A 25065-nucleotide genomic window follows, 5' to 3' on the forward strand; every position below is an offset into this window, starting at 1 on the left:
GATGAAGAAGGCGGCGACGGGCGGACCCTCGGCCAAGGCAGCGGAGGGACTGGCGGCGGTGGAGGCATACCTGGCGGCAGTCCCGGAACCGGGCCGCGGCACGCTGGAGAAGATCAGGGCCGTGATCCGGTCAGCCGCTCCGGCGGAGGCGACGGAGGCCATCAGTTACGGCATGCCTGCGTTCAAGTACAAGGGCGGCCTGCTGGCCTATGCCGCCTTTAAGAACCACTGCAGTCTCTTCCCCATGAGCCTGGCCGTGATCGCGCAGTTCGAGAACGAGTTGAAAGCGTTCCAGACTTCCAAGGGGACGCTTCAGTTTCCTCTCGACAAGCCGCTGTCCTCCGCGCTGGTGAAGAAGCTGGTCAAAGCCAAGGTGGCCGAGAACGAGGCAAAGAAAAAATAGGGGCGGCTCCCGGTCACTCCGGGATTCGGCGGCCGCCGGCCAGGGCCTGCTCGTACTGTTCCTTGTTGACGTCGATGTATTCCTGATAGGGGTGCGGCGCCACTGACGCGGCCAGGAAGATCTCCCGCAGGCACTCGTCAATGTCGCCTTCAAAGCCGGCCAGTGAGACAATCTCCGGGTGACGCGGGCGGATCAGCCACTTGCGGCCCATCCGAACGGCACGCACATAACCGGGGACGCGCCCCTTGCCGAAAGCCACCGACGAGAGGTCAAAGACGATTTCCACTTTGTTGGGCCCGGTCTCGAGAGAAGCCTGGTAGGCCACGTCCTGATTGAAGAGCACGATGCGAATGCCGGCGATGCGGGCTGGCTTATTGCAGCCGGGCAGCGGCTCGCCGCGATGCAGCGAGTCCATCAACTCCTCCAGCCTGGAGTCGAAGTGGAAGATCTCCCCGGAAGCCGGTTCGCGTCGATCGAAGGCGCCGAAGACGTAGTGATGCCTGACGGGCGGCACGCCCTCCTGCCCGGAGGGATCACTGACGATCAGGTCCAGCGAGTAGTCTTCCTTCAACCACCACTGCCAGAGTTCGAGGAGAGTGGAGAGCTCCTGGACCGGCGTGGCCGCGCTGCGTTCTTGTCTTGGCATTCGATTCGAGCGTAGCTCATGTGGAGCATGGATGGCGGTGCACCGTCCCTGCGCATGTGCTACTGCTCAGTTTCCGGCGGCCTTGAATTGGTAGTCGTTGAACTGCCAGGCGCCATTGATATAGGACCACAGGCGGACGTAAACGGCCTTGCCATTGGCCGGCACGGTGACCGTGGCGGACTGGCTCAGGTTCTGGTCGGCGCCGTAAATATCGTTATTGCCGACTGAGGATCCCAGGAACAGCCAGTAGCGCTGGACAGCGGTACCTGCATTCCACGTAAAGTTGACGCTGGTTCCGCTGAAGGTACTACCGGCGGTCGGAGCGGTGAGTGCCGCCTTCACTGCCGCCGGCGCGCTGCCGGAGGCCTTGTAGGTGTAATCGTTATACTGCCAGGCGCCGCCGATGTACGACCACAGGCGGACATACACGGTGCTGGCGTCGGCCGGCAACCCGGTGACCTGCGCGCTCTGGCTGGTGTTCATGTCCTGGCTGAAGATCGAATTGCCGCCCTGCCACAGGCCGACGTGCAGGAAGTAATGCGTCGCCCCGGATCCGGCGTCCCATTGGAACGTAGCGCTGGTGCCCGCCAGCGTCGAGCCCTGGGCCGGAGACGTGATCTGCGCCTTGACGGGATTCAACGTACCAGCGGCGGTCAGCGTGTAGTCGTTGAACTGCCACACTCCGTCGATGTACGACCACAGCCGCACATACAGCGTGCTGCCGTCGGTGGGCAGTCCGCTAACGGACGCCTGCACCGCCTCAACCATGTCCTGGCTGTAGATCGTGTTGCCGCCCGCCCACTGGCCGATAAAGAGGTAGTAGCGGTTGACACCGACACCCGCGGTCCACTGGAACGTGGCGCTGGAACCGCTCAGCTTGGAACCCGGCGCGGGTGCGGTCAGGACTGCCTTGGTGGGCGTCGAGCCGTTCGGAGAATACGCACGATACTGGTAGTCGTTCGAGACCCACTGCGAATTCACATACGACCACAGCCGCGCGTAGATGGTGCTGCCATTGGTCGGCAGGCCCGTAACCGAGGCGGACGTGAGATTGCCTTGCGACTGGCTGTACAGCGTATTGCCGCCCAGCCATGAGCCAACCATCAACCAGTAACTGGTGGCGTCCTGCCCGGCATTCCACTGGAACGTGGCGCTGGCGCCAGTGAGCTGCGAGCCCGGTGTGGGGCTGGTCATCTCGGCCAGGGCCGCTGACCGTGTGCCGGTCGAGAGCGCCTGGAACGATTCGCCGACAGAACCGGCAGTGGCGAGTTGGATGCCCGGATCCGCAATCGCCGCACCCAGGTCGAGCACGACGCTCGCCATGGCGGCCAGGCGCATCTCCAGTCCGCAGTCGTCGCAGGCGATCACCTTCGAGCCGGGGACACCGGCTTGCAGGCCGAGCGCCAGGGATTCCGAGGCGCCGGATTGAGGACCTTCCGTGGAGTAGTAAATCAGCGGGATCCGCGTACCGGAGGCGCGCAGTGTGACCAGGGCAGAGGCTCCGGCCCAGTTGGCGAACAACGGGCGGCTGGCCTCGTCGCCCTGCGCCAGAATCTCCACAGGCAGGCCGAGTTCTTTCAGGTAGGCCAGCGCGGATTCCCGCCATTTGTCAGCTCCGGATTCGCCGGTGCCCGCGTACTTGTCCAGATTGCGCGAGCCCAAAACTTCCATGCCGCGCGAGGACAGCGATTCCCGGATCGTCATCGCGAGTTCGGCGCTACGCACACCCTCGGCATCAAAATCACCGGAATCGGGATTGAGCACGACGACACTCGCGGCAGGCGCGCCGCCATCCGAGGCAGCGGCCCTGCGAGCGCTGAGCTTACTCTGTGACGGCAGCACGGCCATGTCTCCACGCGCGTCGCGCAAGGGCAGCCCATCCACCAGGATGGTAAGGCGAAAACCGGTGGATTCGGCGGGCAGTGCGGCGATGGAGGCGGCCAAACGGCGAATCGCGCTATCAATTACAGCGGGCCGGCCGAGATCCAGAATCTGGCGGGAGAGATCCAAAGTGACACGATCGCCGTCAACTCGGGCCGCATTGAGCGTAACTGTGGAAAGTGCGGGCGACTCGGACAGGGTAGAGGTGACTGCGTCGCGAACCTGATCGCTGGTCCAAAGGCCGGGCGCGTCCTGCGCCAGCAGGCTTGCGGCGCATGCCGCCAGAGTCAGGATGGTTCGTTTCAAAGTCCTCATGAGCGCTCCTCCCGGACAGTGCCGTACTGATGACAGCTTCCTCTCCATTCTGAACCAAATTTCCCAGCAATCTTGAGCATTTTCGAGTTCTTTGGTTCTGGTACCCCCATTACCAGGCCAGAACCGAGCGCCGCTGCGCCGAGTGTGAAATGATAGCCTCGAAATGCGTATTCTCCCCCCGATTCTCTGTCTTCTTACTATTCCCCTGTTAGCCCAAACTCCACTCCGTCCACCGGCGACGCCCCTCATCACGCACGATCCCTATTTCAGCGTCTGGTCGGCCTCCGATGAATTGACCGCGCAGAGTACAAAGCACTGGACCGGCAGCGATCAGCCGCTGGGCGGCCTGGCCCGCATCGATGGGAAGACCTTCCGGTTCATGGGGACGGCGCCCCGCGAAGCCGAGGCGATGAAGCAGACCAGGCGGACTGTGACCCCCACTCGTACCGAGTATGAGTTTGCGGCCGGCGGAATCAAGCTGGGCCTCACCTTCCTCACCCCGGCGCTGGCTTCGAATCTCGACCTGCTTTCGCGGCCCGTCACCTATGTCACCTGGAGCGTGTCGAGCACCGACAGTGCGCGGCATGCCGTGGAGGTCTACCTCGATGCCACTTCGGCATTGGCGGTGAATGCTCCGGAACAGCGCACACAGTGGTCCCGCGTACGCGCCGACGGCGTGCAGGCCTTGCGCGTGGGCAGCACCCAGCAGGAGATGCTGGCGCGCAGCGGCGACAATCTGCGCATCGAATGGGGGCATTTCTACCTGGCCCTGCCGGCCGGTTCGACAGCCGATCTCGCGGTCGGCCTGCCCCGCATGCGCGGCGAATTTGCGAAGTCCGGCAAGCTGCCGAAATCGGATGAAGTGGAACAGCCGGGCCGTCCCGCGCGTGATCCCTACGTCCTGGCGGCCGCCTGGACCCTGCCCCACGTGCAGGCCCAGGAGTCCACCGGTTGGGCGATGTTTGCCTACGACGACGAGTATTCACTGCAGTACTTCCAGCGCAATCTGCGCCCCTATTGGCGCCGCAACGGCATGGGCCTCACCGAACTGCTGTCAACCGCCGCGCGCGAATATCCGAAGGTGCTGGCCGAGTCGAAGCGGTTCGACGAAGAGTTCACCACCGATCTCGTGAAGACAGGCGGACCCGAATTCGCGGCCATCGCCGTGCTCGCCTACCGCCAGGCCCTGGCGGCGCACAAGCTCGTAGCGGACCTCGACGGCACGCCCTTGTACTTCTCCAAGGAGAACTTCTCGAACGGCTGCATCGGCACCGTGGACGTCACTTACCCGTCCGCGCCCATGTTCCTGCTGCTGAATCCGAAGCTGCACATGGCGTTGATCCGGCCCATCCTGGACTACGGCATGCTGCCCCGCTGGCGCTGGCCCTTTGCTCCGCACGACCTCGGCCAGTATCCGCTGGCGAACGGCCAGGTGTACGGCGGCGGCGAGCAGACGGAGGAGAACCAGATGCCTGTGGAAGAGAGCGGCAATATGCTGATTCTCGTGGCGGCGCAGGCACAGGCGGAAGGCAGCGCCGAGTTCGCACGCAAATACTGGCCGGTGCTCACCAAATGGGCCGTCTATCTGCGCGAGAAAGGCCTCGATCCGGAAAACCAGCTCTCCACCGACGATTTCGCCGGGCACCTGGCCCACAACACGAATCTGTCCATCAAAGCGATTGTGGCGCTCGGCGCCTATGCGCAGGTCGCCGAAAAGCTGGGCGATGACAGGAACGCCAAGCTGTTCCGGCAGGCAGCGCAGGAGATGGCGCGCAAGTGGCCCGCCATGGCCAAAGACGGCGACCACTACAAGCTGGCCTTCGACAAATCGGGTACCTGGAGCCAGAAGTACAACCTGGTCTGGGACAAGCTGCTGGGCCTGAATCTCTTCGATCCGTCGATCGCGCGTACCGAGATCGCCTATTACAAGACAAAGCAGAACATCTACGGGCTGCCGCTCGACAATCGCGAGACCTACACCAAGCTCGATTGGATCGTGTGGACGGCCACCATGACGGAAAACCGCGCCGACTTCGACGCCCTCATCCACCCCGTCTTCCAAATGCTGAACGAGACCAGCAGCCGCGTACCCATGACGGACTGGTATTGGACGCTCGACGGCAAACAGCGCGGCTTCCAGGCGCGTAGCGTCGTGGGCGGAGTCATGATTCCGCTGCTGGCGCAGCCCGAACTCTGGAAGAAGTGGAGGACCCGCTAGCGGGCGCTCAACTGCCTGCCCCTTGTGGGGCGGCATCTATGCTGCGCGGGACTTCAGTCCCGCCTCCAGCCCTCTTAGTTCGCTTCCCGATACGCTTGGCCGCCGCGGTAAAGGACAATACGAGCCTTCACCGCGGCGGCCATTTCCTTGTCCTGCCGAGCCTCCGCCAGTTGCAGCGCCTCACCCGCGGCACGAATCGCCTCCGCAAACCGGCCCGCCTCCGCATACGCCGCGCCCAGCCCGTCCAGGAGAATGGGATCTTTCCGCTGCGAGAGCTGTGTCGCCTTCTCCGCCAGCGTCACGGCTTCCACACCATTGCGAGCCGACTTGTCCGGGCACGTGGCCAACAGCCACGCCAGGTTGCCCAACACCGGCAGGCGGCCCGGCTCCAGCCGCATCGCCTCGCGCAGGGTGCTGACAGCGCCGCGATAGTCCTTCTGCATCAGATAGACGCCACCCAGGTTCACCAGCGCCTCCATCGACTGCGGCTCCAGCTCCAGCGACTGCTGGAACTCCCGCGCCGCTTCGCTCAACTGCCCTGTCTGCAGCAGCACCAGCCCCAGGTTGTTGCGCGCTTCCACCGCTTCCGGCTTCGCTTCCAGCGCACGGCGAAACTCGGCCGCGGCCGGTTCCAGCCGCCCCTGTCGCAGATAGATGCCCCCCAGGTTGGTGCGCGCACGGGCATCCGCCGGATCCAGTTGCAGCGCGCGCTGCCATTCCGCAATGGCGGCTTCGTTCTGGCCCTTCTCCGTCAGTTCAAAAGCGAGGTCGTACAGCCGGTAGAACTCGGCGGCCGGCGCGTCGATATGATCCAAGCCCCCCTTGGGAATGTTCGCGAACTCCGGAATATTCACGGCCCGATTCGCGGCGGTGGAGTTCTCAATCAGGATGGGCGGGCTGTCGTTGCCGTTCTCGTCGATGTGTGTGAGGAACATCTGCGTGTACGGCGAACGGCTCTTGGAGGAGAAAACCATCCACCGGCCGTTGGGCGAGAAGCTGTGCCACGAGTTCATCAGCTCCGTATTGCAGTTCATCAGCCGAGGCTCGCCGCCGGCCGCCGGCACGATGTACAGCTTGCCGTCGGGCCGCATCAGTTGACCATTGCGGCTCTTCACAAACACCAGCCAGCGCCCGTCCGGCGAGACCTTGGGGAACGAGTTGCTCATCCCGTTCTGCGAGGCGCCGCGGATGGGCTCCGCCTTACCGCCTGCCCCCTGATTGAAGGGGATCCGGTACAGGTCGTATTGGATCTGGACCTCATTCGGATCGTTCGAGAACTCCGCCATCTTCCTGCCCTTCGGATACGATTCCGTGGCCGGGGCGCGCACGAAGATCAGCGACTGCCCGTCCGGGCTCCACACCGCGTTGGACTGCACAAACCCTGGATCGTCGGCGCCGGGCAGGGCCTGCACTTGGCCGTCGGCCCGGTTGTACCAGGCGAGGATGCCGCGCGTCGGATAGAAGACCTGCAGGAACCGGTAGTCCGTGAAATTCGCGACGTAATACTGAACCTCCGTGGTCGTGGCGACATAGCGGCCGTCCGGCGACACCTGTGACATGAAGCCGATGCGCTTCCCGGGTTCCATCTGCTTCCGGAACGCCTTCCACGAGATCACGTCTTCGTTCCGGATGGACGTCTGCTGGCGCACGGGCACGATGGCGTAGAGCCCCTTGTCGTTGTGCGGTCCGTCGAGGTCCAGGCCCAGCGTCTTGCCGTCCTTCGAGAACGAGTGGCAGTTGGCGCAGGTGTGCATTCCTGTCAACACCAGACGGCTCGCGGGTTCGTCCACATAGCGCAGCCGCCACGCGAGGTAAGGCAGCAGCTTCGGCTCCAGCGGTTTGATGATCCCCGGCTGCAGCTCAGACGGCATCAGCGGCACGTCCCGATAGAAGATGGGCGCGCCGACGGGATCGCGCGAAGTCTGGATCGTGACCCGGCCTTGGGCCGCCGCAACAGCGCCGCTGTAGCGGGTGATCGTGAGGATGGCGGGCTTTTCAATTGAGTGCTGCTGGATCATCGCCCACGTGGCCGCATCGGGCTTCCAAGTGCGCAGCGCCGCCTGGTGCGGAGTGAGTTCCGGCAGGCGGTTGGTGTTCGACACACAGCGCGGGTCGATCTCCCCCAGCCGGACCCGGTCTCCCGCGGCACTCACCTGCAAGGGCGCAGTGCCGTCCGCGAAGTGGATCTGGATTTTCCATGTACCCGCCGGGTCGCCCGCTTCGAACCACTCGATGGTGGGCGCCGCCATGTCGGGCGGGAAGATCGAGCCGTCACGCGGGTATTCAACGGTGATGCTGGCAGGCGCCGCGGGCGTGCCCGCGCCGCGTTGCTGGGCCGCAATCGCACACAGCAGCACCGGCGCCAGTACGAGCAGTTTTAACGTGAAGTCCCTCATGGAAGCAGTTTTCTCTACGATACCCGGAACGCCGCCGTCCTGCGCGCCGCCAGGGCTTGCGGCGGCATTGCACGGCCCGCTTTGATTCTTTTGTGGACACGAACGTTAACGCTAACTATAATGGGCGTGATCATGCGACGCCTGCTGCCCGCCCTCCTCCTCTTCACCGGACTCATGTCGGCCCAGCGCGACATCCCGCCCGGCTCCCTCAATAAACCCGACCGCCTGGAGTGGTTCCGCGACCAGGGCTTCGGCATGTTCATCCACTGGTCGGTGGACAGCCAGACCGGCGTCGTCATCTCGCACTCGCTGGCCGGAGCCGACGAAGCTTACACCAAGCGCTTCTTTGAAGACCTGCCCAAAACCTTCAACCCGCGCAAGTTCTACCCCCAGGACTGGGCCGCCCTCGCCAAGCTCGCCGGCATCAAATACGTCGTCTTCACCACCAAACACCATGCCGGCTTCACCATGTGGGACACGAAGACCAACGATTTCGGCATCATGCATACCCCGTTCAAGCATGACCTGACGCGCGAAATCCTGGACGCCTTCCGGGGGCAGGGCATTGCGCCCGGCATCTACTTCTCGCCCGACGATTTCTGGTGGCTGTGGAAGAACAAAATCGACATCCAGCGCGGCATCCCCGGCGTGCAGCCCCGCAACAACCCGGGCCTCATGAAGCTCGACCTCGCCCAGATCCAGGAACTGATGACCAACTACGGACCCATCGACGTGGTCTTCTTCGACGGCGAACCGCAGGAATTGCGCGATCTGGCCTGGAAGCTCCAACCCAATACCATCGTGACCCGCGGAGCGATCCAGACCCCTGAACTCTATGTCCCCGGCGTCCCGTTGGAAGGCGCCTGGGAAGCGAACTTCACCATGGGCACCGCCTGGCAGTATCAGCCGCAGAACGAGGACTACAAGTCCGGCGGCCGCGTCATCGACATCCTGGTGGAGACGCGCGCCAAGGGCGGCAACCTCCTCCTCAATATCGGTCCCAAGCCCGATGGCGAACTGCCCATCGAGCAGGAGGAGCGCCTCCGTGAAGTCGCCCTCTGGATGCAGGTGAACCAGGAGTGCATCTACAACGTCCGGCCCTGGGTCATCACCAACGAACAGAATATTTGGTTCACCAAGGCAAAGAACGAAGACACGGTCTACGCCGTCGTCAAGCAGGAGCCGCGCTGGGTGCGCGCCCAGTGGCGCGACTTCGTCCTGAAGAGCGTGCAGGCCACTCCGCAATCCGTGGTCACCGTGCTCGGTCAGAACGATCGCATCCTCGAATACCGGCCGGAAGTGAACCCCAAGCCGTCCCTCAAGCAGGAGTCCGACGGCCTGCACATCCGCGCCATGTTCACCCACCGCCTGCAGGACAACAGCAAGTGGCCCAACCCCATCGTCCTGAAGATCACCAATGTGAAGCCGGCCTTCACTCCGCCCAAGGTGGAAACCAGCAGCGCGAAGTTCGACAAGGCCACGAAGACCGCCACCCTCTCCGGAAACCTGGTGGACCTGGGCAAGGCCCCTTCCCTGGAAGTCGGTTTCCAATACCGCAGCATCATCGGGCTGGATGCCAGCGACCGCTCCATCCCCTGGCAGAACGGACCCTCCCAGATGGTAAGCGCCACCGGCGCCTTCACCCTCACCTTGCCCAACCTGAACCCGGAGGGCGTGTATGAGTTCCGCGCCTACGCGAAGCATCCGGTGCTCACCATCTACGGCCTCGACAAACGCCTGCCCATGAAGTAAGGAAGTCTCACCATGCAAATCAGTCGACGAAACCTGTTGCAGATGGCCGCCGCCGCGCCCGTCCTGGCGCAGGGCGCCAAGCCCGTATTCGAAGGCAACTTCGAGTCCCTCGCCCAGTACAAGTGCCCGGACTGGTTCCGGAACGGAAAGTTCGGCATCTGGGCCCACTGGGGCCCTCAGTGCGTGCCCAAGACCGGCGACTGGTACGCGCGCAACATGTACATCGAAGGGTCGCCCCAGTACAAGTACCACGTCGAACATTACGGCCATCCGTCCAAGGTCGGCTTCAAGGACATCGTCACGCAGTGGAAGGCCGAGAAGTTCGATCCCGAGGCGCTCATCACGCGCTACAAGGCAGCCGGAGCGCGCTACTTCGTCTCCATGGGTATCCACCACGACAACTTCGACATCTGGAATTCGAAGCATCACAAGTGGAATGCCGTCCAGATGGGACCCAAAAAGGACATCGTCGGAATGTGGGCCAAAGCCGCGCGCAAAGCCGGCCTGCGCTTCGGCGTGACGGAGCATCTGGAGCGCACCTGGTCCTGGTTCAACGTCAACAAAGGCGCTGACAAGGAAGGCCAGTTCAAGGGCGTGCCCTACGACGGCAACGATCCAAAGTACGCCGACTTCTATCTGCCGCCGCACGAGGACAACTCCCGCGCATTCCCGCTGAATCCGCCCGATTCTTGGAAAAAGGAGTGGCAGGCGCGCATCACCGATCTCATCGATCAGCACGAGCCGGACCTGCTCTACACCGATGGTGGCATCCCGTTCGGCGAAGTCGGCAAATCCCTGGTGGCCCACTTCTACAACCAGAGCATCAAGCGCAACAAGGGCAAACTGGAAGCGGTCTACAACATCAAGAACGTGCACGATAACGTGCACGGCGAGTTCGATCCGCGCTGCTGCATCTACGACCTGGAGCGCGGCTACGCCGACAAAATCCTCGACCTCCCCTGGCAGACAGACACCTGCATCGGCGACTGGTTCTACAAGGCCGGCATGCAATACAAATCGGCGCAGACCGTCGTTCACATGCTGGCCGACATCGTCAGCAAGAACGGCAACCTGCTGCTGAACTTCCCGCTGCTGCCCGACGGCACGCTGGACGCGGAAGAGAGCATCGTCCTGGAAGGCATCACCAAGTGGATGGCGTCGCACGGCGAAGCAATCCACGACACCCGCCCCTGGACAAAGTTTGGCGAAGGCCCCACGCAGGCCTCCGGAGGCATGTTCAGCGAGCGTTCCCTGAAGCAGTACACGGCCCAGGACTTCCGCTTCACGAAGAAGGGCGAAGTCCTCTACGCGATCTGCCTGGGCGTGCCGACGAAGCAGGCATTGATCCAGTCTTTAGCCGAGAATGCGCCGCAGAAAGTCCAGCGTGTGGAACTGCTCGGACGCAAGCAGGCACTGAAGTTCCAACGCAGCGGGCAGGGCCTGACGGTCGAAATGCCGGCCGACGTGGCCCCGGATCTCGCCGTGGTGTTCAAAGTCAGCTAAAGCGGCGCAGCGAAAATGGTGCCCATCCCCGCGGGGTCGTGATCGAGCGACCCCGGGGGCGGCGCGCCTAGCTTTGGCCCTGATGCTCGCCATCGTCATATAATGTAGGGCGATGGCACGCAGTTGCGCTTCCCTGGCCAACGTGAAGTGCTCGCCCAGGGTTTGTCCGGACCGGGGAACAAGAGCAGACGCGGTTCTGCCTCAAATGCCCGTTCAGCGAGTAGAAGCCGTGCCAACCGCACATGGTCACGTCGAGAGCGGACCTCCAGATGTCCCCTTCAGGAGGACCGTAAGTAGATGTCTGTGTTTAGGCGGAAATCAGGGAGCGAGGGCTGCGATGTCCGCAAGGGCTGCTGACCTCCGAGGGAACTGCAGCGAATCAGTTGGTCGACTCAAGCTCGAGAGACAAGTTGGCGCTGTTCCCCGCTATCTGATGCGGTGAGCCGCGCCGAGTTCAAAGCACTTTGCAGTTCGGATGGCTTCGATGATGAAGTGCCGCTGGACTGGGTTAATCCTCAATGGAGGCTCGGTTCGAACGGATTCCGCTTTCGATAGGCCGTGTCGGGCATTTTCACTACATGAACCAGTCATCCAGGTGGGCCTTGTGTTAGTTCTGGAGTGGGCGCAAGCACGGTGAGGCGGATTGGCATGTCGAACATTTGGCTCTTCGGGCAATCATACTGATTCCCCGCGGGTCTACTCGAAAAGCACCGCTTGCTACTCTTGTGGACATGCCTGCCGCTGCCCATCCCTTTGACGCCCTGGAGGACCGTTTTGCGCTAGAGGATTCCTCGTCCTCTCCGGTCACCGTTGCGATTCTAGAGCTAGCGTCGTCAGCGCCGCTTCCTTGGCCCATGGACAAGGTTGTGCAAAAAATCAAGGCGCACCTTGGGGCCGACTCCCTGGACCGAATCCGCATCATGCTAACGACCTGCATGGATGAGGTTCGTAAGCATGGCGCGGAGCTAGAGACCTTACGGGAGACAATGTGTGCTGAAGAGGTTGCTAGTCGAGAGGCGGCACTTAGGGATCTGGTGCTCGACGCTTCGCGCAAAGCCGAGGCGACGCGTGGTCTCGAACGTGTCAGGCGAATTGGAATGATACTCGCAACCTCAGCTATCGAATCGAAAGCCATCGATGCGGACGAAGTCGAGGAGATGATGCGAGTAGCTATGAACTTGAGTGATTTAGACGTGCTCATACTGAAGGCCGCGATCCTAATATACGATCAGGAAACGACGACCAAATCGGAGGCGCGCAACAGCATTTCCGCCCGAGTGTGGATGGCCGTAGCGCATCAAACTAGCGGAATCTCCGGAGACGAACTGGCAAGTATCGGAGCAAAACTCCAGAGCTTTGGCCTTGCGTCGCGAATCGAAGGGATAACTGGAGACACTGATTCCTTTGCAGTACTCCAGCGAGGGCGAAGGTTCACCCAGTACATTGGAACACATGTTGGCCAACACGCTTCAGACGCCCTTTAGTTCTTTCTTGCCAAGATCATGCTTGAGTCGGGATCAGCCGAGTTTTCGACTGTAAAGCGTCGAGTGAATCGCATTTATATGCAGTCCGTAATTTCGAATTTCACGCTCCACAACTTCGGCTACCCATTTGGGAGCAGTTGGCGAAATATGCACAGCGTCGATCAGCGATGGGAGATTGACCTTTAGCCGCAAGGACGGAGGCGAATTTCTAATTCTACATTTAATGCCAATGAGAAGCCGGATTTCCTGCTCATAACTGAAGCTCTTGCGCTTGGCGAACGTCAAGCCGTCTCGACGATTTGGATCCTGGAGCTGAGCGGCAATCTCGTCTTCATCAAGGTAGTTGATACTGCCAAACGCCAACTCACCGATCTCAAATCCTTGAAGGCGTTGCGAGACTTCTGGGAGTATCCCCGTCAGCCGATCCAAGCCTGAGCGTATTGCAATCCCAGCGGTTGCGTAAATGCTCCACATGGCGGCCGATTCGAATTGACTCTGGAACCAGCAGTTTACGTACTCTACTCGGAGTCCAAATTTCCGTCTATCCTTGTAAGCTCTGGCTCTCGACAAAGCATGCTCGAACGGGTCCTGCAGGCGGTCAAGCCGTGTGAAATGCAGCTCGCTAGTTTGAAGCAGGTCTATAAATTTTGCGAAATCGAGGTAGCGCCAGACCGGGCTTTCGGCCGCACTCGTTTTCGATGCGCTGGAAGTCGTAATTTTCATCCGAGAAGTGGCCCTCGAAGCATTATGCCTGCTCGACTCTCATCGGAAAAAGGGGATCGCCAGTCACTTCGGCCTTATCTCCATCCTTCTTCCAGGCGTCACACCCCAGTATTCTACCCTGTGGGCACTCCACGATCACAGGGGATCCGCCCGGTCTAGGCGCTGGCTCCCAGTTCTTCAGTTCCCCGGTTGGGGGCAACTCTCCGGCTACGATCGCTCCACCGAACAGCCATTTCGCGATCATTTCCTGAGCAAAAGTTCTATCCCGAAGCCGCTGTCCTCACCGCGTCCCATTTCGTATCGCTTTGAGCGCGGAGGGAGATATCTGTGAGGCGGTTGACATTTGGCCTGACAATGCTAGTTAAGATGGCAGTCTCCTGCGAAGTGCGTAACCGCCCGGAAGCCAACAAAACACAGCACCGCAATTTTCTCACCACGTGCCCGCAACAGGATCCGAAGTACGTCTTCCTTCATTCAAGAAGGTCATCGGGAGCACCCGCATCAGCAACGGACGCGAAACGCCAAGGAGCTTCGCACCCCACTGGCCAATGAGTTCGTGATGTTCTGCGACGACACTCCCCTGCGCCGGCCCGCTCGGCCCAACATGATACCTTGGACTCTGAAAATGGCCAAAGCATTCTCTGTTGTCCTCCGCACCCTGCTGGTTCTCAGCCTGTGCGCACTCGGCTCGGCCGCCGCGACCTGCGATCGCCCCTGCCTCGCCAAGGCACTCGATCAATACCTCAGTGCCATCGTCAGCCATCAGCCGGCCGCCGCACCGCTCGCCCCCGGCTTCCGCTACACAGAGAACGCCGAACTCACCAAGCCAGGCAGTGGGCTCTGGAAGACCGCGTCCGCACTGGGCCAGGTCCAGCGCCGCTACCTGGACCCCGTCACCGGCCAAGCCGCTTACTTCGGACAGATCGAGGAAGGCGGTATCACGAATCTCGCAACCCTGCGCATTCGCGTCGTGGGTACACAAATCACGGAAGGGGAATCCATCGTCGCTCGCAAGTCGGACGGCATCTTCGACGCCCAGGGCTTCTCCCTCGAGCCTCCGCCCCAGACCCGGCCCACCGCTGAAGCCGCCTCCTCGCGCCAGGCCATGACCGCCGCCGCGCAAAGCTATCTCGATGGCGTGCAGAACCACGACGGCTCCGGCGTGCTGGCCGTCAAAGGCTGCCCGCGCATCGAAAACGGCGTGCTGACCGCCGCTCCCCCCACCGCACCCGGGTCCCACCGCCCGGCACGAGCAGCCATTCCCGGAATCGTCGTACTCGCCGACTGCACCACACTGGAGGGTTTCGGCAAGACCATCGCTGCCGTCGATCACCGGCGCTATCCGGTCATCGACGAAGAAGCCGGCATCGTGTTGGCATTTGCCGTGTTCAACCGTCCGCCCGGCGCCACCCGCGCCGACGGCAAGCCCTACCCGCGAAACCTGCTCAGCGAGTTATTCGTAGTCCAGAACGCCCGCATCCAGGGCATCTACGCCATCATGCACTACATGCAGCCCGACATCGCCGCAGCACCCGGCTGGTAGTCTGCCCACCACCCAGCCAGGTCAGGGAACAGGGAAGGTAGGGTCCAGGGCGTCGTCTGCTGAGCAATTTCCGGCAAGACCGAGAGCGGTGCTCGGAACTGCGAGAGAGTCCCGCATCGCCCTCCAGGCCCCAAACCACGTAAACCGCAACGAACCACGACCGTCAGGGAGTGGTCCCCGCCGCGCTGCGAACCGCGCACGGCAGTAAGCGGGCAACCCGGCAAAGTCGCGTCTTCAACGGAGTCCCGTATGGCCCTGCGAGCCGCCAAATCAGATGAAGCCGCAAACGGAGCCGTGAACGTCAGTGAGCGGATAGCCACCGAAAAACTCCACTCAATTCAGCAGCGCGACCCATCGCGTGAGCGTCTTCAACGGAGTGGTCCCCACCACACTGCGAACCGCGCACCGCAGCAGGCGGGCAACCCGGCAATCGCGTGCTCAGTCTCGGCCTCAATGTGCACAGAACGACCATCACCGACTGCTGCCTCCACCTCGGCGTGAATCGTCGGAGGCGACCCCGTTTACCAGTAGGCCGCGTGCCTGGAGCCCTTTCCGCGGGCCAGCAGGAGCGGCACGATCAACCGGCGTCCACCACACGCATCTCGACGCGCAAGCCCGCAGCGGTCGCCATGTTCACCAGCGCATCCAGCGCAAACAAGTTGATCTTGCCACGCATGAGATCGGAAACCCGCGGCTGCGTGACGCCGAAAAGCTGGGCCGCTGATGCCTTGCTCATCCCGGTACGGCTGATGTGGTCCTTCAAGGCGATCATCAGGGCCGAGCGCAGCTTCATGTTGGCGGCCTGCCCTGGCGTATCTTCAATTGCGTCCCAAACATCAGTAGAAACCTGCCTTGTCATTGGCATAGCTCCTTGAACAACTCGCGGTAACGCTTGGCGGCGTGCAGTATACAAATGTTGTATGCGCGACAAACTGGCAGACCCGGCAGGTCAAATCTCGCCTCACGCGTCGTCGCGGACTTCAACCGTCAACTGCTTCCCGAGAACAGCAAGGGCGGCCTGGATCTTCTCCGCCTTAGTCGCGTGTTCCGGATCCAGCATGCGGCGGATCACCCGCTCGTGGAGTCCCAGGCGGCGCGCCAACTCGGAGTTGCTGACATTCTGCTCGCGCATCGCCAGGTACAACGCCAGCTTCGGCGCCAGCCAGAGCGGCACCGGCACCAGGCGCTGTTTCCGCTTGGGTGCTGAGGGCGTTGGAATCTCCTCCCGGCGGGACAAGCGAATCGAGAGATCGGAGCCGAGAGCGTCCATCGCTTCTTCCATCGCCTCGCGGTCGTCCTTGCCGTCTGTCGCGACACGGGCCAGATCGACAAACTCCACCAGAACGCGGCCATCGCTGCCGGTCGTGAACTTCGCGGGATATCTAAATAGGGACACGCCCTTACCTCCTACAGGTCATGCGGATCGATCTTCAAATCCGCGCACGTTTTGGCCGATGCGAATCATCAGAACTTACGCTAGATCCGTGGGGCCGGTGGAGTGGCCGTGCTTCTGCATCAGGCAGGGCGGCTAACAAGTAGAGTGGCAAACCGTCAGGCTGGATTCCCAAAAACCCCACGCTGAGGCATCGAGGCTCTGCAAGGTGCCTCCTTTCCATGGTGACCACCTGAGGATCCGACCTGCGGCGAAGAACGGAGGAAGCCGGACTCATCCCGCCGCCAATACTGCTTTCGAAATTCACTTGGTTGTCCGTAAGCCCCTGATGAGAACCGTTTACTGCGATAGGGTGTCCATGAGTTCGAGCAGTTGACGAGCACTGGTAGCGGCAACTCCCCCGTCCTTTTCCAAAGTGCCTACCAGCGGCGCTAACACAGAAATCCCTTGCTCAATCAGCTTCTTGAGTGACACACCCAAATAACGTTCTTGCCCAGGCTCTGGTTCGAACGAGCCGTACAATTCAATGAGCACCTCCAGGATTGTACGTTGCGACCACGGACTGCCCTCCCGGAGAATGCGCTCCATGCTCGGCAGAATTCCAAGCGCAATCGAGTAGTACGTCCCCGCGTGATCGTTGCCGATCGCGTTTAGCAAAAGGTGATAGGCGTCTGAACTCGACTGTTCGTTGTGCGCGCTGAGGATTTGCCGGATGGCCACACTGAGACTACTCGGATCGTTCCATTCTGGCTGTGAGAAAGCGCTCAGGTCCGGTAGGGCGATTCTGTCCAGCATCGGCGACAAGTGTACCGCACAGTCAGAGCGCGGGACCGCCTGATCCGGCCCTTCGATTCCGCCAGGGACCCTCGCAGCGCGAGCTCCACGCGGGCTCGCCCGCTCCCGCGGCGAATCAGGAGACACCAGCCCACCCGCTCGACTGCGAAAGCCGAGTGGACGTGCCGTTCCGCACAGCGTGAGCTGCTGGGCAGGCTTTCTGGAACGTCAGTGCTCCAATGATCGGGCGCGGAACACCGCGCGTCCGATGGTGTCGGAATTGTGATGGGCGCAATGCTCGCCACTCCACTGGCTCCCCATGCCAACTCACCGCATGGCCCGCCTTCCCCCTAGCCAAAACCTCCTACCAAAAACTTCTCCAACCCCCCGGTAGAAATCCCCATCCCCCACTCGTCGTTATAGTGAAGGCGGGGCAACAAGCCCGGCTGAAAACCACCTCAGGAGTAGACAATGCCGCAATATCTGGTTGCTGGGTACCTCCCCGACGACTTCGACCCGTCCACCGTGGACGAAGCGATGATCAATGAAATCCACGCGCTCAACAAAGAGATGATCGCTGCCGGCGTCAGGAAATTCGCCTGTGGCCTCGGAGCCACGAAGTCGCTGCGTGCGCAGGCCGACGGCGGAATCCTCGTCACCGACGGGCCCTACCTGGAGGCCAAGGAACACATCGGCGGCCTCTGGATCCTGGAATGCGCCGACATGGACGAGGCCGTGGCCTGGGCCCGCAAAGGTCTCGTCGCCACACGCGGTCAGGTCGAGGTCCGCGAGATCTTCTTCATGCCCGCCCCCGAATAGGACTCACCCCTGCTGGCAGCCAACAGGTGCTGCCGCAATGCCCCCCATCGCCTGCCCAGCGGCATCGTGAGCATGTTCGCCTGACCACTGAGATAATGTCAGGCGAACATGAGCGATGTCGGCAGCGCAATAGAAAAGGTCTGGAAGCTCGAGTCCACGCGCCTCATCGCTGCCATTGCCCGAGTCACCCGCGACATCGGCCTGGCCGAGGAGCTCGCCCAGGACGCCTTCGTCGCCGCCCTCGAACGGTGGCCCACCGAAGGAATCCCCGAAAATCCGGCCCCCTGGTTAATGACCGTGGCCAAGCGGCGCGCCATCGACAATCTGCGCCGTGGGCAAATGCTCCAGCACAAGCACGCGGAAATCGCCCGCGAACTACAAAGCCAACAACAACGCCTCGGAGAGGCCATGGACCGCGCTCTGGATCAGGTCATCGACGACGACGTACTGCGGCTCATCTTCACCGCCTGCCATCCGGCGCTCACCGTAGAAGGCCGCGTTGCCCTGACTCTGCGTCTCATCGGCGGCCTCACCACTGCGGAAATCGCCCGCGCCTTCCTGGCCTCCGAGAAGACGATCGGGCAACGCATCTTCCGCGCCAAGAAGACTCTCACCGAAGCTCAGTTGACCTTCGAGACGCCTCGCGGTGACGACCTGCACCAGCGCGTGCAATCGGTGCTGTCCGTCATTTACCTCATCTTCAACGAAGGACATACCGCCACCGCCGGTGACGAATGGATGCGCGCCTCGCTCAGCCAGGAAGCCCTGCGGCTCGGCCGCATGCTGGCCCAACTCCTGCCCGGCGAGTCCGAGGTGCACGCGCTGCTGGCCCTCATGGAATTCAACGAGGCGCGCACGGCGGCCCGCCGCGGCAGCAACGGCGAAGCGGTCCTTCTGCCCGATCAGGATCGCTCTCTGTGGGACCCCGGGCGGATCCAGCAGGGCCTGGCCGCGCTCGAACAGGCGCAAACGCTGGGCGGCGGCGCAAAACCCTACGCCTTGCAGGCCGCCATCGCCGCCTGCCACATGCGCGCCCGCACCGCCGCGGATACAGATTGGCACCGCATCGTCCTGCTCTACGACACCCTCGCCCAAACCGCGCCCTCGCGCGTCGTGTCCCTGAATCGGGCCGTCGCCGTCGGCATGGCTCAGGGCCCGGCAGCGGGACTCGACGCGCTCAACGACGCCAGCGCCCTCTCCGGACATCATCTCTTTCACAGCGTGCGCGCAGACCTGCTGGGCAAACTGGGCCGCCTCGCTGAAGCGCGCGAGGAGATCCAGCGCGCCCTCGCTTTGACGCAAAATCTGCGAGAACGCGAATTGCTGTCCGAGAGACTAAAGCACCTCCAGCAGTCCGCCTCGCCCACTTAGGACCGGCTTCAAACAAACCAAACAGCCCACTCCCCTCGTGGGGTGGCATTCATGCTGCGCGGGGGTTCACCCCCGCCTCTTCAATAAGCCGCAAACCCTCAACCGCCTGCTCACCATCAATCGCACCACTGCCTCCGCCACGAACCAAAGCGGGATCGAGCAATCCGTGAGCCCGCCCGCCGCTGCTAGGCTGTGAAGGTAACCCCATGGCCAAACTGATCTACTTCACGCCCACCTCCCTGGATGGCTACATTGCGGGCGATGGCAACTTCGATTGGTCGGTGCCCAGCGAGGAGACCTTCTCCTTCATGACCGAGCTCATCCGGCCCATGGGCACATATCTCTATGGACGTAAGGAATACGAAACCATGGCGGTCTGGGCGACGCCTGAGGTCCTGCCAGGCCTGACGCCCGCCATGCAGGACTTCGCGGCGATCTGGCAGTCCGCCGAAAAGATCGTCTACTCCCGAACCTGGGAGACCCTCTCCGCCCCGGGAACTCGTCTGGAGCGTACCTTCGATCCCGCCGTAGTTCGCGAGCTAAAGGCGCAGGCCTCTCTCGACCTGTCGATAGCCGGTCCAACCCTAGCCGCCGAGGCGATCCAGGCCGGCCTGGTCGACGAGTACCAATTCCTTATCCTCCCCACTCTGTTGGGCGGAGGCATTCCGATCCTGTCCGCCAACGTCCGGCAGAAGTTGGAACTCCTGGACGAGCGTCGTTTTGCCAACGGAGCGGTCTATCTCCGCTATCAAACCCAAGCCTGAACCGGTCCGTCACCGCAGGGTCTGAGCCACCCCCGACCAGCAACCCCAACGCGCACCAACCCTCGATAGGGCGCAAACGTGCGTCCGCAGCCACCCCGCGCAACGAACTACGACCGCAAGGGAGTAGTCCCAAGCGCGCCAAGAGCGTCCGGCCCGCCACTCCGCCCCCTGACACCCCAAACACCCCGAATCCAACTCAAAGCCCTCTTCCGTGGGGTATGCGTCCACGCTTGCGGGCCGGCATTCGTGCCGGCCTTCTACCCCCCCCAACCACCCCATTTCCCCACATGAAGCTTCTTTGATGACACAAGTTCAAGAAATATCTTCTCCCCTGCAATCAACACATTGCAGATATTCCTCTCCTAAATCCTAGGTCCACCCCCTACAAGAATGGTTATAGAGGACATTTTCTATGCACATCACCGAACCAGTCTACGCACCTGTCCCCGTCCACAGGCGCGCTGAAACGCAAGGAACACACCCGAGAGCCATAGAAAAGGACTCCATGCCCGCAACCCAGATCTCCGAACGCCGCCTCGCTGCCAACCGAGCCAACGCCCAGAAATCCACTGGCCCCCGAACCGTCGCCGGCAAAGCCAAAGTCTCCGAAAACGCCCGCCGCACCGGAGCCTACAGCGAAGACCACCGCATGTCGCCCCGACTCGAAGCCCACTTCCGAGCCATCGCCGAAGCTAACACCCAAAACCTGGCCGACCCAACCCTGCGCGCCCTCACTTTCGAGTGGCACATGCTCCAGGGCCACCTCGTCGTCCAAGAGAGCCGAGAACGCGCCCTCTTCAACGCCGGTCTCGAATACGGGAAGGGCAACGAAGACATCGCCCACGACTGGGTCCTCCGCCAGCACGGCTACATCCAGGCTCTCAATCGCTACGCCGGCTGGATCCAGATGCAGCTCCGCCGCGTCGAAGGCTCCATCCTGTCCACACCATCCGGCCTGGACCACCTAACCCAACTCCTGGCCCCCAGCCAGCCGGCCGAACCCACCGCAAGTTTTGAGGGAACAAACCCACCTGCCCCCGAACCGCCGCCCGTCCAACCCCTGGCACAACCCACCGCTCAATTTGAGGGAACAAACCCACCTGCCCCCGTCCATGCCACCCAAGCGAACGAAGCCACAACGAACCACGACCGTGAGGGAGTGGTCCCTCCCACGCTGCGAACCGCGACTGGCAAGGAGCGGGCCACGGGCCAGCCCGCTTCCTCCACAGCGTTCCAGATACACACGCTGCCCAGCGCCCGCCGGTCGGCGCCCGAACCGGAGGCCCAACAACGGTTGGCAACCCTCATGGGCCCGTTCGAGCCGCAAGCTCAACTACAACGGCACAACCCCGCAAGTCCCCAACGCTCCAGGGTCGTTATCCAGGGGCCCCGTCGGAGCACCCCGCCGCACCTTGGCACTCATACTCTCGATCGTCACCGCCACCAGCGCCGTCGCCCGCAGTTGCGCCTCCGTGGCCGAGGCATAGTGCTCGCCCGCCGTACGCCCCGGAAAGTAACGCTCGATCATCCGGGTAAAGACCGCCTGCTTCTCCGCACTGTCTTCCACCGCGCGCGCCCGGCCGAAACACACCACACTCCGGTAGTTCATCGAGTGGTTCAGCGCGGTCCGGGAATAGACCAGCCCATCCACCATCGTGACCGTCACACACACCGCCGCGCCGCCGGCCAGCGCGCGCAAGGTGTGGCTGCTGTGGCCCCCGTGCAGGTACAACCGGTCCGGAGCACTGCTGTCATATTGATAGGAAAACGGGATCACATAAGGCTGCCCGTCGACCTGGAAGCCGACGTGGGCCACCGTACCCGCGGCCAGGAAATCGCCTGCCTCGGCACTGGCGGCACGCTCGGGATGCTGGCGGATCGTCGAGTTGATGGGCGTAGCGGTATCCATAAGTTGAACCCCATGATGCACGCCGGCCGTGGGGGGCGAAAAGATCCAGAATGGACGCCGCCCAGGGGTCCACTTCCCGCGCCGGCCGCCCGCCATTCCACAATAGGAAGACGCACCTCCGGCATGGGTAGAAAATCATCCACCTTCCTGTCTCCGCTCTTCACGCTGGACCCGGCGAGCGCCGATCCGCTCTACCACCAGCTCTACGGCGCCATCCGCGACGCGATCCTCGATGGGCGCATTGCGAAAGGAACCCAGCTGCCCTCGTCCCGCATGCTCTCGACGGAGCTCTCCGTCTCCAGGAATACCGTCGTCAACGCCTACGAGCAGCTCCTCGCGGAAGGCTACTTGGAGGGCGAAGCGGGGTCGGGTACGTATGTGACGCTGCGCCTGCCCGATGAGAGTCTGCGGGCCGTGCGGAGCCCATCCGGGGTGCCGGCCGCGATACCCGATCCGCCCCGGTTGTCCCGACAGGGCCAGGCGCTGCAGCGCTATGCCACCACGCACACTCTCTCCCGCAACGAACCTCGGCCATTCCGCCCCGGCGTGCCGGCCGTCGACGAATTCCCCTTCCGCCTCTGGGAGCGCATGGTCGCCCAGCAGTGGCGCAAACATCCCTGGCCCATGCTCACCTATGGCCCGGCCGAGGGCTATCAGCCGCTGCGCGTGGCCATCGCCGACTATCTGCGCATGGCGCGGGCCGTGCGCTGCGACTGGCGCCAGGTCATCCTCGTCTCGGGTTCGCAACAGGCCATCGATCTCACGGCACGGGTCCTGCTCGATCCGGGCGACGGAGTCTGGATGGAAGAGCCCGGCTATCGGGGAGCGCGCGATTCCCTGCTGGCCGCCGGTCTGGATCTGGCGCCGGTACCGGTGGACGATGAGGGGCTCAGCGTTCGTGCGGGCCGGGCCATGGCGCCCGAGGCCCGCCTGGCCTATGTGACCCCATCCCACCAGTTCCCCTCGGGCGTAACCATGAGCGTGGCGCGCCGCATGGAGTTGCTGCGCTGGGCCGCCGAGACCGGGTCCTGGATCCTCGAAGACGACTACGACAGCGAATACCGCTATGTCAGCCGGCCCCTCTCCGCCCTCCAGGGGTTGGACGAGAGCGGCCGCGTCATCTACGCCGGCACGTTCAGCAAAGTGCTGTTCCCTTCACTGCGGCTCGGCTACCTCGTCGCGCCCCCGGCCCTAGTCGACGTCTTCACCGCCGCACGCGCCATCGCTGACCGCCATTCGCCCATGGTCGATCAGGCCGTGCTGGCGGAGTTCATGAAGGAGGGGCACTTCGGCCGCCACATCCGCCGGATGCGGACCCTCTATCAGGAACGCAGGGACACCCTCGTCGAAGTCCTCACGCGCGAGTTGGGCGGCTTGCTGGAGCTGTCCCCGGCAGCCGCGGGCATGCACCTGGTGGGCTGGCTTCCGCCCGGCATCGATGACCGGGCCGCCAGCCGCTGCGCCCTCGAGGCCGGCGTGGAAGCCCAGGCGATCTCGGCCTACTGTCTGGCCGAGCCTGCCCGGCGCGGTCTCATGCTGGGCTATGCCGGCTACTCGTCCGCGGCCCTGAAACGGGCAGCCGGCCAGTTGGCGCAGGCTCTCGCCGGCTTGTCCGCCGCCGCGCCGCCTGTCACTCCGGAACCCCTATAGAGTGCGCAGGAACGAGATGAGTGCCTTCTTCTCCTCCGCCGTGAGGTGCACCTGGGTCACCACGTTGAAGAACTCCACCGTGTCGTCGATCGTGATCAGCCGGCCGTCGTGGAGATAGGTGGGCGACTCCTTCAAGCCCCGCAGCGGGAAGGTCTTGATCGGCCCGTCGGCCGCGGCGAACCGCCCGTTGATCATCTTCGGGGTAAAGAAGCGCTCCGTCTGCAGGTTGTGCATCGTGTTGTCCGTGTAATACGGAGCCGGATGGCAGCTGCCGCACTTCGCCTTGCCGAAGAAGAGCTCCTGGCCGCGCAGCTCCTGCTGGCTGGCTTTGGTGGGGTCCAGCAGGCCGTCGATGCCCAGCTTGGGGGCCGGCGGGAAATCCAGCAGGGCCTGGAATTCCGCCATGAAGTGGACCTGGCTGCCGCGCTCCAGCACGTTCACACCCTTCTTGGCGGCAGTCAGGTGATCCCCGTCGAAGTAGGCCGCCCGCTGCTCGAACTCCGTGAAGTCCTCCACCGTCTTCAGCGCGCGCTGGGAGCCGAACAGGCGCTGGATGTTGACCCCGCGCAGCGAGGGCGTGTCGATGCGATGCCGGAACTCCTGCGGCCGGATGTCCCCCACCAGGTGGGTGGCGGCGTTCGTATGGCCGTTGGCATGACAGTCGAAGCAGGCGACGCCGCGGCTGGGCTTCTCTGAACGGCGGTCGTCCGTCTGGTTGAACTGCTGCTGCGGGAAGGTCGTGACCAGCAGGCGCAGCCCTTCCAGTTGCTTCGGATTGAGGATCCCGTTGAACAGCCGGTAGTAGTTGTCGATGGTGATCAGTTCGCCCTTCGCCGCGTCGCCCAGGTCGGGGCGCGTGGTGAGGAAGACGGCGGCGGGGAACTCGGGCAGCAGGTGCTCCGGCAGGTCGTGATCCAGGTCGAAACGGGTGAGGTCCCGGCCCTCCTGTTTCTTCACCTCGTCGATCTCCATCTTGGGGAACAGCATGCCGCCCTCGGGGTGATTGGGGTGCGGCAGCGGGTAGAAGCCGGCCGGAAAGACGCCCTTGGCTTTCACGTCCGCCGGGCTCATATTGGCGAGCTGGTCCCAGGTGAGGCCGGCCGGCAGCTTGACGCGGACGCCCTCCTGCACCGGTTTGCCGCGGAACATGGTGACGCCGCTGGCGGCCCGGTTGGCGAGATCGTAACGCTCGCGCAGCAAGGCCGCCTGCCGGCTCTCGATGGCCGGCTTCTCCGACTTCATGCGCGCCATGACGGTGGAGAAATCCCCTTCCACCACCGGCATATAGCTGCTGGGCTTCTGTGCGCGAGCCCGTGTGATCGTGACGGCCAGGACGCAACCCAGCGTCAAGCCCAGGGTCATCCAGCGGCCAATTCGTGTCTTGCTCATCCGAAGAACCTCCTTTGGAGGACACCTCGCGCGCCCTGCCGCGGGTGCCGCGTCTATAAGGGGAACAATCGGGCCGGCCGAATATTCCGGGAAATCCGGGAATATCCTGGTATCAGCGGTGTTGACTGGATA

The 25065-nt window shown here is 62.9% G+C and carries 20 protein-coding genes; 10 read left to right on the forward strand and 10 right to left on the reverse strand.

Features of this window, described 5'->3' with window-relative positions:
* Window position 1 precedes the first annotated feature (1 nt).
* On the forward strand, window positions 2-403 hold the full coding sequence (locus ACR9Y2_RS18275; protein WP_435042978.1) for an iron chaperone: 402 nt from the start codon (window positions 2-4) through the stop codon (window positions 401-403).
* Between the two features lie 13 nt (window positions 404-416).
* On the opposite strand, the gene ACR9Y2_RS18280 is transcribed toward ACR9Y2_RS18275, so the two are convergent.
* Window positions 417-1049, reverse strand: a complete 633-nt coding sequence (locus ACR9Y2_RS18280) for a hypothetical protein (protein WP_435042979.1) — start codon at window positions 1047-1049, stop codon at window positions 417-419.
* Window positions 1050-1115: 66 nt separating this feature from the next.
* Window positions 1116-3245 (reverse strand): hypothetical protein, encoded by a 2130-nt coding sequence (locus ACR9Y2_RS18285; RefSeq protein WP_435042980.1) that lies wholly within the window; start codon window positions 3243-3245, stop codon window positions 1116-1118.
* A gap of 163 nt (window positions 3246-3408) precedes the next feature.
* Between ACR9Y2_RS18285 and ACR9Y2_RS18290 the strand changes: the two genes are divergently transcribed.
* The gene (locus tag ACR9Y2_RS18290; protein ID WP_435042981.1) at window positions 3409-5463 is read left to right on the forward strand and encodes a glutaminase domain-containing protein; all 2055 of its coding nucleotides are present in this window, start codon (window positions 3409-3411) and stop codon (window positions 5461-5463) included.
* Window positions 5464-5537: 74 nt separating this feature from the next.
* Here the strand turns inward: ACR9Y2_RS18290 and ACR9Y2_RS18295 are convergent, their stop codons facing one another.
* Window positions 5538-7859: a tetratricopeptide repeat protein gene (locus ACR9Y2_RS18295; protein ID WP_435042982.1), complete on the reverse strand. Its 2322-nt coding sequence runs from the start codon at window positions 7857-7859 to the stop codon at window positions 5538-5540.
* 132 nt (window positions 7860-7991) lie between these two features.
* On the opposite strand from ACR9Y2_RS18295, the gene ACR9Y2_RS18300 reads away from it, so the two are divergent.
* From ACR9Y2_RS18300 to ACR9Y2_RS18310, 3 genes are all read left to right on the forward strand, one after another.
* Entirely contained in the window at window positions 7992-9611 is a 1620-nt protein-coding gene (locus ACR9Y2_RS18300; protein WP_435042983.1) for an alpha-L-fucosidase, read from the forward strand.
* Window positions 9612-9623: 12 nt separating this feature from the next.
* On the forward strand, window positions 9624-11114 hold the full coding sequence (locus ACR9Y2_RS18305) for an alpha-L-fucosidase (RefSeq protein ID WP_435042984.1): 1491 nt from the start codon (window positions 9624-9626) through the stop codon (window positions 11112-11114).
* A 731-nt stretch (window positions 11115-11845) separates the two neighbouring features.
* Complete coding sequence (locus ACR9Y2_RS18310) at window positions 11846-12598, forward strand: hypothetical protein (RefSeq protein WP_435042985.1); 753 nt, start codon at window positions 11846-11848, stop codon at window positions 12596-12598.
* 33 nt (window positions 12599-12631) lie between these two features.
* Here ACR9Y2_RS18310 and ACR9Y2_RS18315 read toward each other — a convergent pair whose 3' ends face one another.
* Window positions 12632-13321, reverse strand: a complete 690-nt coding sequence (locus ACR9Y2_RS18315; RefSeq protein WP_435042987.1) for a hypothetical protein — start codon at window positions 13319-13321, stop codon at window positions 12632-12634.
* A gap of 625 nt (window positions 13322-13946) precedes the next feature.
* Here ACR9Y2_RS18315 and ACR9Y2_RS18320 point away from each other — a divergent pair.
* Entirely contained in the window at window positions 13947-14864 is a 918-nt protein-coding gene (locus tag ACR9Y2_RS18320) for a hypothetical protein (protein WP_435042988.1), read from the forward strand.
* A 577-nt stretch (window positions 14865-15441) separates the two neighbouring features.
* On the opposite strand, the gene ACR9Y2_RS18325 is transcribed toward ACR9Y2_RS18320, so the two are convergent.
* From ACR9Y2_RS18325 to ACR9Y2_RS18335, 3 genes are all read right to left on the reverse strand, one after another.
* Window positions 15442-15723 carry a helix-turn-helix domain-containing protein gene (locus tag ACR9Y2_RS18325; RefSeq protein ID WP_435042989.1) on the reverse strand — a complete coding sequence of 94 codons (282 nt, stop codon included), beginning with the start codon at window positions 15721-15723 and terminating at the stop codon, window positions 15442-15444.
* A gap of 102 nt (window positions 15724-15825) precedes the next feature.
* The gene (locus ACR9Y2_RS18330; protein WP_435042990.1) at window positions 15826-16260 is read right to left on the reverse strand and encodes a type II toxin-antitoxin system HicB family antitoxin; all 435 of its coding nucleotides are present in this window, start codon (window positions 16258-16260) and stop codon (window positions 15826-15828) included.
* 336 nt (window positions 16261-16596) lie between these two features.
* Window positions 16597-16977 carry a hypothetical protein gene (locus ACR9Y2_RS18335; protein WP_435042992.1) on the reverse strand — a complete coding sequence of 127 codons (381 nt, stop codon included), beginning with the start codon at window positions 16975-16977 and terminating at the stop codon, window positions 16597-16599.
* A 525-nt stretch (window positions 16978-17502) separates the two neighbouring features.
* Between ACR9Y2_RS18335 and ACR9Y2_RS18340 the strand changes: the two genes are divergently transcribed.
* From ACR9Y2_RS18340 to ACR9Y2_RS18350, 3 genes are all read left to right on the forward strand, one after another.
* On the forward strand, window positions 17503-17850 hold the full coding sequence (locus ACR9Y2_RS18340) for a YciI family protein (protein ID WP_435042993.1): 348 nt from the start codon (window positions 17503-17505) through the stop codon (window positions 17848-17850).
* A 108-nt stretch (window positions 17851-17958) separates the two neighbouring features.
* Entirely contained in the window at window positions 17959-19221 is a 1263-nt protein-coding gene (locus tag ACR9Y2_RS18345; protein WP_435042995.1) for an RNA polymerase sigma factor, read from the forward strand.
* A gap of 206 nt (window positions 19222-19427) precedes the next feature.
* Entirely contained in the window at window positions 19428-19985 is a 558-nt protein-coding gene (locus ACR9Y2_RS18350; RefSeq protein ID WP_435042996.1) for a dihydrofolate reductase family protein, read from the forward strand.
* Window positions 19986-20379: 394 nt separating this feature from the next.
* Here ACR9Y2_RS18350 and ACR9Y2_RS18355 read toward each other — a convergent pair whose 3' ends face one another.
* Both ACR9Y2_RS18355 and ACR9Y2_RS18360 read right to left on the reverse strand, forming a co-directional pair.
* Complete coding sequence (locus tag ACR9Y2_RS18355) at window positions 20380-20949, reverse strand: hypothetical protein (protein ID WP_435042997.1); 570 nt, start codon at window positions 20947-20949, stop codon at window positions 20380-20382.
* A 369-nt stretch (window positions 20950-21318) separates the two neighbouring features.
* Entirely contained in the window at window positions 21319-21894 is a 576-nt protein-coding gene (locus ACR9Y2_RS18360) for a pyridoxamine 5'-phosphate oxidase family protein (protein WP_435042998.1), read from the reverse strand.
* Window positions 21895-22017: 123 nt separating this feature from the next.
* Here ACR9Y2_RS18360 and ACR9Y2_RS18365 point away from each other — a divergent pair, with 123 nt between their 5' ends.
* Complete coding sequence (locus ACR9Y2_RS18365) at window positions 22018-23544, forward strand: PLP-dependent aminotransferase family protein (RefSeq protein WP_435042999.1); 1527 nt, start codon at window positions 22018-22020, stop codon at window positions 23542-23544.
* On the opposite strand, the gene ACR9Y2_RS18370 is transcribed toward ACR9Y2_RS18365, so the two are convergent.
* Complete coding sequence (locus ACR9Y2_RS18370; RefSeq protein ID WP_435043001.1) at window positions 23539-24933, reverse strand: cytochrome B6; 1395 nt, start codon at window positions 24931-24933, stop codon at window positions 23539-23541. The genes ACR9Y2_RS18365 and ACR9Y2_RS18370 overlap by 6 nt on opposite strands.
* Window positions 24934-25065 lie beyond the last annotated feature (132 nt).

It is taken from the genome of Paludibaculum fermentans, from assembly GCF_051172195.1.
In the GTDB taxonomy this organism is placed as follows: Bacteria; Acidobacteriota; Terriglobia; order Bryobacterales; family Bryobacteraceae; genus Paludibaculum; species Paludibaculum fermentans_A.